The sequence below is a fragment of the Flavobacterium algicola genome (genome assembly GCF_022399565.1).
GTDB lineage: Bacteria > Bacteroidota > Bacteroidia > Flavobacteriales > Flavobacteriaceae > Flavobacterium > Flavobacterium algicola.
The window spans coordinates 1,283,972-1,297,137 of record NZ_JAJTUT010000001.1 but is presented as its reverse complement, the minus strand read 5'-3'; the positions used below and the strand labels follow the sequence as shown (position 1 = coordinate 1,297,137).

The 13,166-nt window shown below is 32.9% G+C and carries 13 protein-coding genes; 11 read left to right on the top strand and 2 right to left on the bottom strand.

Annotated elements, in window-relative coordinates; all coding sequences use genetic code 11:
• Nucleotides 1-3 precede the first annotated feature (3 nt).
• Nucleotides 4-942, bottom strand: coding sequence for an HU domain-containing protein (locus LXH21_RS05515; protein ID WP_239863264.1), 939 nt, complete (start codon nt 940-942; stop codon nt 4-6).
• Nucleotides 943-1,045: 103 nt separating this feature from the next.
• Between LXH21_RS05515 and dprA the strand changes: the two genes are divergently transcribed.
• Complete coding sequence (gene dprA / locus LXH21_RS05510; RefSeq protein ID WP_239863263.1) at nt 1,046-2,146, top strand: DNA-processing protein DprA; 1,101 nt, start codon at nt 1,046-1,048, stop codon at nt 2,144-2,146.
• Nucleotides 2,147-2,365: 219 nt separating this feature from the next.
• Here the strand turns inward: dprA and LXH21_RS05505 are convergent, their stop codons facing one another.
• Nucleotides 2,366-3,418: a ferredoxin--NADP reductase gene (locus LXH21_RS05505; protein ID WP_239863262.1), complete on the bottom strand. Its 1,053-nt coding sequence runs from the start codon at nt 3,416-3,418 to the stop codon at nt 2,366-2,368.
• Between the two features lie 245 nt (nt 3,419-3,663).
• On the opposite strand from LXH21_RS05505, the gene porW reads away from it, so the two are divergent.
• The 10 genes from porW (at nt 3,664) to LXH21_RS05455 (ending at nt 13,128) form a co-directional block, all read left to right on the top strand.
• Nucleotides 3,664-6,285: a type IX secretion system periplasmic lipoprotein PorW/SprE gene (gene porW, locus LXH21_RS05500; RefSeq protein WP_239863261.1), complete on the top strand. Its 2,622-nt coding sequence runs from the start codon at nt 3,664-3,666 to the stop codon at nt 6,283-6,285.
• 2 nt (nt 6,286-6,287) lie between these two features.
• Nucleotides 6,288-6,671, top strand: a complete 384-nt coding sequence (locus tag LXH21_RS05495) for a bactofilin family protein (protein WP_239863260.1) — start codon at nt 6,288-6,290, stop codon at nt 6,669-6,671.
• Nucleotides 6,661-6,888, top strand: a complete 228-nt coding sequence (locus LXH21_RS05490; RefSeq protein ID WP_239863259.1) for an AtpZ/AtpI family protein — start codon at nt 6,661-6,663, stop codon at nt 6,886-6,888. Before LXH21_RS05495 ends, LXH21_RS05490 begins: the two co-directional genes overlap by 11 nt.
• Nucleotides 6,889-7,438: 550 nt before the next feature.
• Complete coding sequence (gene atpB / locus LXH21_RS05485) at nt 7,439-8,596, top strand: F0F1 ATP synthase subunit A (protein WP_239863258.1); 1,158 nt, start codon at nt 7,439-7,441, stop codon at nt 8,594-8,596.
• Nucleotides 8,597-8,688: 92 nt separating this feature from the next.
• Entirely contained in the window at nt 8,689-8,880 is a 192-nt protein-coding gene (atpE, locus tag LXH21_RS05480; protein ID WP_170111537.1) for an ATP synthase F0 subunit C, read from the top strand.
• A gap of 124 nt (nt 8,881-9,004) precedes the next feature.
• Nucleotides 9,005-9,505, top strand: coding sequence for a F0F1 ATP synthase subunit B (locus LXH21_RS05475; RefSeq protein WP_239863257.1), 501 nt, complete (start codon nt 9,005-9,007; stop codon nt 9,503-9,505).
• A gap of 5 nt (nt 9,506-9,510) precedes the next feature.
• Nucleotides 9,511-10,044 (top strand): ATP synthase F1 subunit delta, encoded by a 534-nt coding sequence (gene atpH / locus LXH21_RS05470; protein ID WP_239863256.1) that lies wholly within the window; start codon nt 9,511-9,513, stop codon nt 10,042-10,044.
• Between the two features lie 38 nt (nt 10,045-10,082).
• Entirely contained in the window at nt 10,083-11,660 is a 1,578-nt protein-coding gene (gene atpA / locus LXH21_RS05465) for a F0F1 ATP synthase subunit alpha (RefSeq protein ID WP_239863255.1), read from the top strand.
• Between the two features lie 76 nt (nt 11,661-11,736).
• Entirely contained in the window at nt 11,737-12,597 is an 861-nt protein-coding gene (gene atpG / locus LXH21_RS05460; RefSeq protein ID WP_239863254.1) for an ATP synthase F1 subunit gamma, read from the top strand.
• A 90-nt stretch (nt 12,598-12,687) separates the two neighbouring features.
• The gene (locus tag LXH21_RS05455) at nt 12,688-13,128 is read left to right on the top strand and encodes a GNAT family N-acetyltransferase (protein ID WP_262916175.1); all 441 of its coding nucleotides are present in this window, start codon (nt 12,688-12,690) and stop codon (nt 13,126-13,128) included.
• Nucleotides 13,129-13,166 lie beyond the last annotated feature (38 nt).

The following is a 13,166-nucleotide window of genomic DNA, read 5'->3' as shown; positions in this document are numbered from 1 at the left end:
ATTCTATAAAGATTCGATTAAAATCCAGGCATCTGGATTGTCTTTACCATTGATTTCTCTTTTTACTTGCTCAGCTTCAGAAAAAGTTTTGTAACTACCGTATATAACAGGGTACAAACTACTTTTGTTTAGCGGAATTCTTTTAGCATTATAACCCGATTTTATTAATTTTTCCAAAATCTTATTGGCGTTATTTTCATCTCTAAATGCACCTGCCATAACATGATAAGACATTTTTACTTTCTTATCTTTTATAGAAAGTGTAACCGTAGGAAGCGGATTTTTGATGAAAAATGTAGCTTCTTGAATTTTGGTTTCAACTTGTTTTTGAACAGCTTTATCAACTATTGTTTTTTGACTAGCCATTTCATTTTGATACAAAGGATAACCGATTGTTCCAGTCAAACCTAAACCAAGAATAAAAACAGCTGCATATTTCAAATACGAACGGCTGTTTGAAACTTCTGGTTCAAAAACAATAACTTCTTTTTCTTCAATAGTTTCAATAAAACTTTCGACTTCTCTTTTAATTGCTGGAGATACTAAAGAACTTAATCCAAAAGAACTCGTCATGTAATCATTTTGAGTTGCAGGTTTGAATACTAGACTTCCTTCACTATTTAACTGGATATCTCCAATGTCTTTTAGCGTGATTCTTCCATTTTGATCCAAGCTATTCTTCCAATTTAATACAGCATGTTGAATTGCACTTACAGCATAACTATAAGATGTTTTCTCTGTATTTGCAATATGATTAGCTAATAATCCATCATTCGTTTTAATGTTAGCATTAAAACAAACAGATTTTTTTGGAGGGAAAAATGAATGACTTTCTTCAATCCATTGAGCAGATTGAATTTCGGTCAAAAAAGCACCAAAACCAGGTACTGTAACGCACTGATAACGGTATAAAAGCTGGGCAATGTAGAGTTCGATATTCATAGTTACAAAGTTATACAATGAAAATAGTTATCAAAATTTTATTCACAATTTTTATTAACAAATAAGATAAATTTTTTATACTTTTCAGACACAATTCATTAGCATGACAGAACAAGAATTATTTTACCTATTGGCGCTTCAAAGAGTAGATGGAGTTGGAGATATTATGGCCAAAAAACTACTCACAAACTATGGTTCTGCCGAAGAAGTTTTCAAAGCCAAGCCGCAACAACTATCCACTATTGATGGAGTAGGCAGTGCATTGCTAAAAAACATGCAAGACAAATCAGTTTTTGATAAAGCGAATAGTGAACTCCGCTTTTTGGAGTCGAATCGCATCAAAACCCATTATTATCAAGATCAAAATTATCCAGAACGTTTAAAACATTGTTTTGATGGCCCAGTACTATTATTTAGTTCGGGCAATATTGATTGGAACAACTGTAAAATGATTAGTATTGTAGGAACGCGACAAATTACTTCCTACGGAACTGAATTTTGCCGAAAATTAATAGAGGACTTAGCCCCCTTAAATCCTATTATTGTTAGTGGTTTTGCTTATGGTGTAGATATCGTAGCGCACCAGCTGGCAATGGATAATGATTTGCAGACAATTGGAGTAGTTGCACATGGACTCAATCAAATTTATCCTAAACCACATAAAAAATATGTTGCCAAGATGGAGGAAAATGGAGGGTTTATGACAGAGTTTTGGAGCACAACCAACCCCGATAAAGAGAATTTTGTACGACGTAATCGCATTGTTGCTGGTATGACTGAAGCGACTATCGTAATTGAATCGGCAGATAGGGGTGGATCATTAATTACAGCTAACATGGCCAATGATTACAATCGTGATGTGTTCGCGGTGCCGGGTCGTGTTACCGATAAATACAGTCAAGGTTGCAACAACCTAATTAAAACGCAAAAGGCACATGTGCTCAGTTCGGCTGCAGATTTGCTTTATATTCTAAATTGGAATATTCAAGCGGTTTCAAAACCGGTACAAAAACAACTTTTTATAGAGCTAGAACCAGATGAACAAATTATTTATAACTACTTACTTAGAACAGGCAAAGAGTTAATGGATATTATTGCCTTGCAATGTGATTTTCCTATTTATCGAATATCGGGATTATTACTCAATATGGAACTGAAAGGTTTGATAAGACCTTTGCCAGGTAAATTATTCGAGGCAATATAAATTGATTTTGGTAACGGCATTACAATTTGAGTAGAGCAATATATTTGATTGTCTATTTCGAATAAATGTTTGATATAAATGAAAATGCTTATACCACTGGTATGTCCAGCTGTATAAGCATCTCTTTATGTTACAATTGTTTAGTAATTTAGGAAGTAGGCCAAGTTTATTGAACTCTATAAATCGACTTTACACATACTCCTTACTACTGCTAATCATCTAAACATCATCATAATCTATATAAATAGTTTCTGATGTTGGATGCGCTTGACAAGTCAAAATAAGACCATCAGCAATTTCTTTATCCGTTAATATAGAATTTTTTGTCATTTCTGCTGTTCCTACGGTTACTCTAGCAAGGCAACTACTGCATATTCCGCCTTGACAAGAATAAGGAGCATCAATTCCTTTTTTCAAAGCAGCTTCCAATATGGTTTGTTTCTGAGACATTTCAAAACTCGTCTCTTCATCATCCACCATTACAGTAATTTTTGAATGTCCACCTAGTGATTCTTTGATCTCGATTTCTTGAGAAGAGGATGTGAAAAGTTCAAAACGTATGGCAGAATCTTTTACATTTTTTTCTTTTAATACACTACAAACAGTGTTGATCATTTCTTCTGGTCCACACAAATAAAATTTATCAAAATCGATTTCTTTATGTTTGTTGTTTAAAGCAAAATTAATTACAGATTTATCAATACGACCAAACTGTGCATTTTCAACATTTACTTTGCTGTAGACGTTATCAATAAAAAAACGACTCACATATTTTAAATGCAGATCATGCAATTCTTGATGAAAGATGGTTTCCTCAGGTGATTTGTTTCCGTAAATCAATACAAATGAACTTTTAGGTTCGCTTTTCAAAACCGATTTGATGATTGAAATTACAGGCGTAATTCCGCTTCCAGAAGCGAATGCGATATAATTATTCTGCTTATCTGCTACTGGTTCAAAAGTAAATTTACCTTCTGGTTTTCCAACTTCAATAACATCTCCAGCCTTAAGTTGTTTATTTGCAAATTGCGAAAAGACACCATTATCAACTGCTTTTACTGCTATTCGCAATTCTCCACTTTCTGGAGAAGAACAAATAGAATAAGCTCTGCGGATTTCTTTACCGTCAAGAGTCAATTTTAGATTGACATATTGTCCAGCTACAAAACTATAACCTGATTTTAATTCTTCGGGTATATTAAAAAGAATAGAAACAGCATTTGCAGTTTCACGTTTTACTTCTTTTATAATTAATTTTAAAAATGAAGACATAATTATTTAATTTTTTACAAAAATAGCAAACCTTGATAAAATGTACCTACTATGAAGATTGTTTTTTATTGTGATCCTTAAAATATTGAATGCTATTGGTTTTTAACTTTTTAGAATCGGCTGATAAAAAGCTTTTTAAAAGCTTTTAAGACTTTAAATTTCTATATTTCAAAAAGAAATGTATTTTTACCAGTCATTATACTAAATGATTCTTTTAGAAGTTAAATGATAAAAAACACATTCAATTGAAAACCAATATAGTTAATTCTTCAATTTCGTTAGGACTTTTCATTCTTCTAGGAGCTTGTTCTACCAAAAGAGACAGTTTTTTGTCAAGAAATACACATGCTTTAAGTACCAAATATAATATTTTGTATAATGGACAAATTGGGCTTGATAAAGGGGTTGCAGGAATTAACGCCAATGATCAAGATAACTTTTGGAGGCGATTACCAATTGAGAAAATGCAGTTTAATGAAGAGCTGGTTGGAGATAAAAAAACCAAAAATCCTGATTTTGAAATAGCGGAGAGCAAAGCAACCAAAGCGATTCAAAAACATTCTATGAATATTGATGGTACCGAAAGGAATTTTCAAACTGATGAAGCTTACTTATTACTAGGAAAATCACGTTATTATGACCAACGATTTATCCCAGCGCTCGACGCCTTCAATTATATTTTATATAAATATCCCAACAGTAGTCGGATATATGAAGCTAAAATTTGGCGTGAAAAAACCAATATGCGACTTGGGAATGACGCTCTTGTTGTAAATAATATGAAGCAACTCTTGGATGGTGATAAACTCAAGAAACAAATTAAGTCAGATGCAAATGCACTTCTCTCTGAAGCCTACTTAAACTTAGAAGAAAAAGATAGTGCTGTAGCCAAATTAGTATTGGCCGAAAATTTTTCAAATAACAACCAACAAAAAGCACGTTATCGCTTTATTCTAGGACAACTGTATGAAGAATTAAATAGTCCTGAAAAAGCTTTGGAAAGTTATGAATCTATCATAGCAATGAATCGCAAATCAGAACGAAAATACGTAATTCAGGCGCAAGCCAAAAAAGCACAATTGTTTGATTTTAAAAATGGCGACACATTATTATTTGTAGAAACTTTTAATAAACTTTTAAAAGACAGAGAAAACAGACCATTTTTGGATGTACTAAATCATCAATTCGGGCTTTTTTATGACAAACAAGATGATGATGATAGAGCCAAAAAATACTATAATGCTTCTTTAAAAATGACCAAAGGCGATGAATACCTAATGGCTTCAAATTATAGAAACATTGCCAATCGCTATTTTAAAGATGCCAAATATCCTATGGCGGCAAAATATTATGACAGTACGCTAACCAAATTGAATAATAAAACGAGAGAGTTCATACATCTTTCAAAAGTTAGAAAGGATCTCGACGATGTTATTTTATATGAAGCTATTGCTGTAAAAAATGATAGTATTATTTCTATTTTAAATATGACTGTTGAAAATAGAGAAACCTACTTTAAAGATTATATTACTCAATTAAAAGCAGAAGACGAGAAGAAACAAATCTTGATCGAAAAGCAGCTACAAATTCAAAAAAATATAGCAATTAACAACGGTGCTTCTAATGGCGATAACGCAATTTCTGATCCTAATTCAGGAATTTCTAAGCCCAATATAGCAATGGTACCACCATCAATCAATACGAGCAACCAGCAAACGCCACTATTTTATTTTTACAATCCTTCGACCGTTGCTTATGGAAAAGTTGCTTTTAAGAAAAATTGGGGTACAAGAACAGTTGGTAGCAACTGGCGATTAAATTCTGGTTCGAATAATCAACTAGCCGCTACAAATTTTCCTGATGATAACGAAGTAACTAGTGCCGATAATGAAGATGAAATTGCAGATAACCCAGCCTACAACACTGATTTTTATTTAAGTCAATTGCCAACAGATAAAAAAGAAATTGACAGTATTAATAAAGAGCGCAATTTCGCCTACTATCAATTGGGAATTATCTATAAAGAAAAATTTAAAGAATATGATTTGGCTTCGAACAAATTGGAGCAATTATTACGTCAAAATCCAGAACAAAAATTGGTTTTACCTACACTATACAATTTGTATAAAATTTATCAAATTACCAATCAATCAAAGGCACTAGAAGTTAAGCAAGCAATTATAACTCAATTTCCTGATTCCAGATATGCACAAATTATCAGCAATTCAAAAGTAGTAGAGGCAGAAGATTCACCCGAGGGTGTATATGATCAAACCTATGCATTATATGACGAAGAAAAATTTGATGAGGTTTTGGAAAAAACAGATGTTTTAATTAATCAATTTGCAGGCGATGAGATTGTATCCAAGTTTGAATTTTTGAGAGCCAATGCCATAGGTAAACTAAGAGGATTGGCGGAGTATAAAAAAGCAGTGCAATACGTAGCAGATAATTATCCAAATACAGAAGAAGGTAAGAAATCGATGCTAATTATTGAAAGTCAAATCCCGGCTTTGGAGCGTTTAAGCTTTAATAATAATGCTTCAAAAAACTGGAAAATTCTTTATAGAGTTTCCAAGGTAGATAATGACAAGTCGAAAGCAATGGCATTAAAAGTTAAGAAATTTATTCAGGGAGATAGTTTTCAACAGCTGACTTATCGCATTGAAAATTATAATGAAAATGAACAGTTTTTGATCATTCAAGGCGCACAATCAGATGAATATGCAACAGTAGTTAGCAATCTATTGAAGTCCAATAAGGAATTTAAAATAGAAGAAACACCGATTATCTTATCAAACGAAAATTACAATGTAATTCAAATCAAAAAGAATTTGGATGCATATGAAGCTTTCAAAAAACAATAATTATGTTCGATAAAAAATCAAAATCCTATACCGATTTATTAGGGAAAACAAATAGAATTGTTGAAGGAACGGTAATCAAAGGAGATATCATATCGCAAGCCGATTTTCGACTGGATGGGGAATTAGAAGGTAATTTTCAATCAACCGGGAAACTAGTCATAGGTCCCTCTGGTAAGGTCACTGGAGATGTAATTTGTAAAAATGCAGATGTCGAAGGTAAGTTTAATGGAATAATGGAAGTGGCAGAAGTTTTAAATGTAAAATCAAAAGCGAGCATCCACGGACAGGTTATGGTCGGGAAATTGTCTGTAGAACCAGGAGCAGAGTTTAGTGCTTCTTGTACTATGAGAGACAATAATAAATTTTTATTAACAGATGGAAAATAAGCCGCAGAAGAATAACTCTACAAAATGGTTGGCACTTATCAATATCCCAATACAAATGGGAGTGATAATCTTTTTACTTTCCTATTTAGGAGGATGGTTGGATGAAAGTTACCCAAGTGCAAAAGTTTATTACAGCAAAATATTTGTGATGATAGGAGTAGTTTTGGCTTTATACAATGTCATAAGACAAGTAAATGAAATAAATAAAGAGAAGTGAAGTATTTCGCTTTGCTATTTATTCAAAATATAAAATTTTATGAAGTCCGTTAAGTACAAATGGTTTCTAGATTTAATGAAAATTGTTGGAATCGCTTACATTATAAACAAACTATTACTATTTATTTTTGAAGTAAATGATAGTGGTTTCTATTATAAAATTGAAGTATTATACTTATTTTTTTTAGGATTTTCAGTACTTATATTTTTAATTTTACTGAAGATAAAAGAGGTGAATTTTGATAATGTGGGTATGAGTTTCTTGCTTGCCACTACTATAAAGATACTTCCTTGTTATCTATTGGTAAGGCCGATATTGAATTCTAGTAGTTCTGAAATGGGAATAGAGAAAATTAATTTTTTTATACTCTTTATTCTTTTTTTGACAATTGAGACACTGTTAACTATAAGAATACTAAGTAAAAAGGAAAAAAATTAGAGTTTTGTTAAGAGTAAAAAAAAAAATATTTTTGTTATGCTTTTGAGTATTAATAAAAAATGTACCTTTGCACCAAATTTTAGAAACGTAAATATAACATATTTTTGTAATTATGGTAATTTTAAACAGGCCTCTTAGATTAGTAGTAGCAACATTTCTAGCATGTCTTCCTTTAGTGAGTTTTGCAAATCAAGAAATTGATTCTGCAAAAGTTAATTTAGAAAATTCTCATGCAGTAGTAGCTGAAGGTCATCACGAAGGAGGTCACGCAGAACCTACAGATGTAAAGTCTAAAATTAAAGCGTTTGTAAGTCATCACGTTTTAGATTCTCATGATTTTTCATTCACGCAGGATGATGAAACAGGTGAAAGTTGGGGTTTTCCTTTACCAATTATCTTACTAGATGAAGGTTTGCACATGTTTTCTTCTGCAAAATTTCACCATGGTAAAGAAGTAGCAGAATCAAATGGAAAGTATTATGTTATCAATCATCATGATGGTAAAATTTACAGAACAGATGCTTCTGGAACAATTACAGAAAATGAAGAAACAGGTTTCCCTTCAAATGTCCGCCCAATTGATTTTTCTATTACCAAAACAGTAGTTTCAATCTTAGGAGCAGCTTTGTTAATGTTATTCTTATTCAGTAGTTTAGCTAAGTCTTATTCTAAAAATAAAGGAATTGCATCAGGTCCAGGTCGTATATTCGAACCTATTGTATTGTATATACGTGACGAGATTGCTATTCCAAATATCGGAGAAAAAAAATACAAAAATTATATGAGTTATCTATTAACAATATTCTTCTTTGTATTGTTTTTAAATATTTTCGGATTGACTCCACTAGGTATTAATGCTACAGGTAACTTAACAATTACTTTTTCATTAGCATTTTTAACTTTCTTAATCACAAACTTAACAGCTAATAAAAACTATTGGGGACACATTTTCTGGATGCCAGGTGTGCCAAAACCAATGCGTATCATTTTAGCTCCTATCGAATTACTTGGAATATTTATTAAACCTTTCTCTTTAATGATACGTTTGTATGCCAACATTTTTGCTGGACATATTGTATTAATGAGCATTATTGGTTTAATGTTTATTTTCAAAAGCTGGATCGGAAGTAGTTTGTCATTCGGATTGTCATTCTTACTTTCTATACTTGAAATTTTAGTTGCTTTTTTACAAGCGTATATCTTTACAATGTTGTCGGCACTTTATTTCGGTTCTGCCGTAGAAGAGCATCATCATGAAGAAGGTCATTAATTGGTTAGAAAAGTAATAACACGAAAGTAGAAGGATGTTAAATTTGTTCTTCGTACTTTAAAATTGAATGTTTAATTTTTAATATATATATCATGGAAATTCCACAAATTATTGGAGCTGGGTTAATCGTTATCGGAGCAGGTTTAGGTATTGGTAAAATTGGTAGTTCAGCAATGGACGCTATTGCTCGTCAGCCAGAAGCTTCAGGAAAGATCCAAACAGCTATGCTTATTGCAGCTGCACTTATTGAGGGTATTGGTTTCGCTGCGTTATTCGCATCGTAATTAAAACAGAAAAAACAATAGTTGCAACGGTTGGTTGTAACTATTGTTTTTAAAATTAAAACATTATACATTGCAGATTGCAATTAGAATAAAATTTAGAAGTTAAAAATTATACTTACATACAATGGAAAAGTTAATAAATCAGTTTGAGTTTGGTTTGTTTTTTTGGCAAATATTAATATTTGTTGGATTAATACTTTTGTTAAAAAAATTCGCGTGGAAACCAATTCTTGATGCAGTAAATGATAGAGAAGAAGGAATTAAAAACGCTTTATTGTCTGCTGAAAATGCAAGACAAGAAATGCAAAATCTTCAAGCAGACAACCAACGTATTTTGCAAGAAGCAAGATTAGAGCGTGACAACATGCTTAAAGATGCTCGCGAGATGAAGGAGAAAATGGTTGCAGATGCAAAAGCGGAAGCGCAATTACAAGGTCAAAAAATGATCGAGCAAGCAAAAGTAGCTATCAACAGTGAAAAAAATGCAGCTATGGCTGAATTGAAATTACAAGTTTCAACTTTGTCATTGAATATCGCTGAGAAATTATTGAAAGATGAATTATCTAACAAAGATGCTCAAACTAAATTGGTTGAGAAAATGTTAGGTGATGTAACGATAAACTAATCATTATGGCAAGTACAAGAGCAGCAAATCGTTATGCAAAAGCAATTCTAGACTTAGCGACCTCAAGAGGTATAGCCGATGTTGTGAATCAAGACATGCAGACGATAGCTACAACTGTTAGTAGTAATTTGGAATTGAGTACCTTTATTCAAAATCCTACTATTAACGTTGGAGTAAAAGAGTCAGCGCTTTTAGAAATTTTCGAAACTATTGATGGTGTAACCAAAGGGTTATTTCATTTGTTATTCGAAAACAAAAGATTTGAAATTCTAGAAACAATTGCTGAACAATACAGCATATTGTTTGACGAAAGCATTGGAGTAGAGGTAGCACATGTTACAACTGCTTTTCCAATGGATGCAGCACTTGAAGCTAAAGTATTAGCGAAAATTGCAACGCTTTCGAATAAAAAAATCACAATCAAAAGTCTTGTAGATCCTGCTATCATTGGAGGATTTATTTTAAGAATAGGCGACCAACAGTATAATGCTTCGGTAGCAAACAGATTACAAGTATTAAAAAGAGAATTAAGTAACTAGTTTTATTGCACATTTAAGTGTCTAAATTATAAATTAAGATGGCGGAAATCAAACCTGCTGAAATTTCAGCAATATTAAGAAAGCAAGTAGAAGGTTTTGAATCTGGCGCAACGCTAGAGGAAGTAGGAACCGTACTTCAAGTTGGAGATGGTATTGCTCGTATTTACGGGCTTTCAAATGTTCAATACGGTGAGTTAGTTGAATTTGACAATGGTCTAGAGGCTATTGTATTGAACCTTGAAGAGGACAATGTTGGTGTGGTACTTTTAGGACCATCTACTGGAATCAAAGAAGGATCAACTGCAAAAAGAACACAACGTATCGCTTCTCTTAAAGTAGGAGAACAAATGGTTGGACGCGTAGTTAACACACTTGGTTTTCCTATCGATGGTAAAGGACCAATTGGTGGAGATTTATACGAGATGCCATTGGAAAGAAAAGCTCCTGGAGTTATTTTCCGTCAGCCAGTTACTGAACCATTACAAACAGGTATTAAAGCAGTAGATGCTATGATCCCAGTTGGTAGAGGACAACGTGAGCTAGTTATTGGTGACCGTCAAACAGGTAAATCAACTGTTTGTATTGATACTATCTTAAATCAAAAAGAATTTTACGATGCAGGTAAACCTGTATTCTGTATATATGTTGCAATTGGACAAAAAGCTTCAACTGTAGCAGGAATTGCTAAAATGTTGGAAGAAAAAGGTGCAATGGCTTACACAGTTATTGTTGCAGCAAACGCTTCTGATCCAGCTCCAATGCAAGTTTACGCTCCTTTCGCAGGTGCTGCAATTGGTGAGTATTTTAGAGATTCAGGTCGTCCAGCTTTAATTGTTTATGATGATTTGTCTAAACAAGCCGTGGCTTACCGTGAGGTATCTCTTTTATTAAGAAGACCTCCAGGACGTGAGGCATATCCTGGTGACGTTTTTTACTTACACTCTCGTCTATTAGAAAGAGCTTGTAAAGTAATTGCAGATGATGGAATTGCAAGAAACATGAATGATTTACCAGATTCATTAAAAGGTATCGTTAAAGGTGGTGGTTCATTAACTGCTTTACCTATTATCGAGACTCAAGCTGGTGACGTTTCTGCCTATATCCCAACAAACGTAATTTCGATTACAGATGGTCAAATTTTCCTTGATGGAGATTTGTTTAACTCTGGGGTTCGTCCAGCAATTAACGTTGGTATCTCGGTATCTCGTGTTGGAGGAAATGCACAAATTAAATCAATGAAAAAAGTATCTGGTACTTTAAAACTAGATCAAGCACAATTCCGTGAATTGGAAGCGTTTGCTAAATTTGGTTCTGATCTTGATGCAGTTACTTTAAACGTAATCGAAAAAGGTAGAAGAAACGTTGAGATCTTGAAACAAGGTTTAAATGATCCTTATACTGTTGAAGACCAAGTAGCAATTATTTATGCAGGTTCTAAAAACTTGTTGAAGAATGTTCCGGTAAATAAAGTTAAGGAATTTGAAAAAGACTTTTTGTCTTTCTTAAATGCTAAACACAGAGCAACTTTGGATGCTTTGAAAGCAGGTAAATTATCAGATGATATTACAGATGTAATTCAAACTGTAGCAAAAGAAGTATCAGCAAAATATAACTAATATTAGAGGTTAGAAGTTATGAGTTAGGAGAAATCTTCTAACTCATAACACTTAACTTATAACTTTTACAAAACAAATGGCAAATTTAAAGGAAATCCGTAATAGAATTACTTCCGTTTCATCTACGATGCAAATTACATCGGCAATGAAAATGGTTTCTGCTGCAAAGCTAAAGAAAGCACAAGATGCGATTACTGCAATGCGCCCTTATGCCGAAAAGTTAACAGAGTTGTTGCAAAACCTTTCTGCTACTCTTGAAGGGGATGCAGGTGGAGAATTTACAACACAACGCGAAATTAAAAAAGTGTTGTTAGTTGTAGTTACTTCAAACAGAGGTTTGGCTGGAGCTTTTAATACTAATGCTATAAAAGGTGCTAAGAGCCGTGCATTGTATTACGCAGGTAAACAAGTAGATATTTTTGCTATTGGTAAAAAAGGAAACGACGTTTTAAGCAAAACACAAACGGTTGTTGCTAATCAAAGTGTTGTTTTTGATGATTTAACTTTTGATAATGTAGCTGCTATTGCAGATGAACTAATCAAGAAATTTGTTGATGGTGAGTATGACAAGATCGAATTGATTTATAATCAATTTAAAAATGCTGCTACACAAATTGTTCAAACAGAACAATTTTTACCATTAGCTCCTATAAAATCTGATTTAAATATTGCTCCATCTGATTACATTTTTGAGCCATCAAAAGAAGAAATTGTATTGACATTGATTCCTAAATCTTTGAAGATGCAATTGTACAAAGGTATTAGAGATTCTTTTGCCTCTGAACATGGTGCTCGTATGACAGCTATGCACAAAGCAACTGATAATGCAACTGAATTGAGAAATCAATTGAAATTGACTTACAACAAAGCACGTCAAGCTGCTATTACCAATGAAATCCTTGAGATTGTTGGTGGAGCTGAAGCTTTGAACGGATAAAATAAAATATTTTATTAGAATATAGAGAGTCCCGCATAGCGGGACTCTTTTTTTTATTAGATTTATGTCCTATTTAAAAATGATATTATTTTGCTAGTAATAAAAGAACTTGCAACCGTAGCTGAAATGGTTGCTGAATTAGAAATGTTAAAGCATTTATATCCTGCTTTTACAATTGATAAATACGAATTATACCTGAAGGAGATGGTTCCGCATAATTACAAACAATTGGCAGTATATGAAGATGATGTTTGTGTTGGACTTACTGGATTCTGGACTGGATTCAAATTATGGGCAGGCAAGTACATCGAAATTGATAATTTTGTTGTAGATCCAAAACATCGTTCTAAAGGAATTGGAAAGATGATGACAGATTACATTCATAACAAGGCGCTAGCAGCCGATTGCACGATGATTACGCTTGATGCATATACGAATAACTTCACCGCTCATCGCTTTTATTACAATCAAGGGTTTGAACCTAAGGGATTTCATTTCATTAAGATACTTGACGAGAATCGTTTGTCTTAAGTTTGATGCCTGCTTATGTTTTTCTCCTCTATTTCTAT

Excerpts from the sequence above, each read along its gene's own strand:
- atpB (WP_239863258.1), top strand. The coding sequence starts at position 7,439 with ATGGTAATTTTAAACAGGCCTCTTAGATTAGTAGTAGCAACATTTCTA.
- atpA (WP_239863255.1), top strand. The coding sequence starts at position 10,083 with ATGGCGGAAATCAAACCTGCTGAAATTTCAGCAATATTAAGAAAGCAA.
- atpG (WP_239863254.1), top strand. The coding sequence starts at position 11,737 with ATGGCAAATTTAAAGGAAATCCGTAATAGAATTACTTCCGTTTCATCT.
- LXH21_RS05475 (WP_239863257.1), top strand. The coding sequence starts at position 9,005 with ATGGAAAAGTTAATAAATCAGTTTGAGTTTGGTTTGTTTTTTTGGCAA.
- atpH (WP_239863256.1), top strand. The coding sequence starts at position 9,511 with ATGGCAAGTACAAGAGCAGCAAATCGTTATGCAAAAGCAATTCTAGAC.
- LXH21_RS05495 (WP_239863260.1), top strand. The coding sequence starts at position 6,288 with ATGTTCGATAAAAAATCAAAATCCTATACCGATTTATTAGGGAAAACA.
- LXH21_RS05505 (WP_239863262.1), bottom strand. The coding sequence starts at position 3,418 with ATGTCTTCATTTTTAAAATTAATTATAAAAGAAGTAAAACGTGAAACT.
- LXH21_RS05490 (WP_239863259.1), top strand. The coding sequence starts at position 6,661 with ATGGAAAATAAGCCGCAGAAGAATAACTCTACAAAATGGTTGGCACTT.
- LXH21_RS05515 (WP_239863264.1), bottom strand. The coding sequence starts at position 942 with ATGAATATCGAACTCTACATTGCCCAGCTTTTATACCGTTATCAGTGC.
- dprA (WP_239863263.1), top strand. The coding sequence starts at position 1,046 with ATGACAGAACAAGAATTATTTTACCTATTGGCGCTTCAAAGAGTAGAT.
- atpE (WP_170111537.1), top strand. The coding sequence starts at position 8,689 with ATGGAAATTCCACAAATTATTGGAGCTGGGTTAATCGTTATCGGAGCA.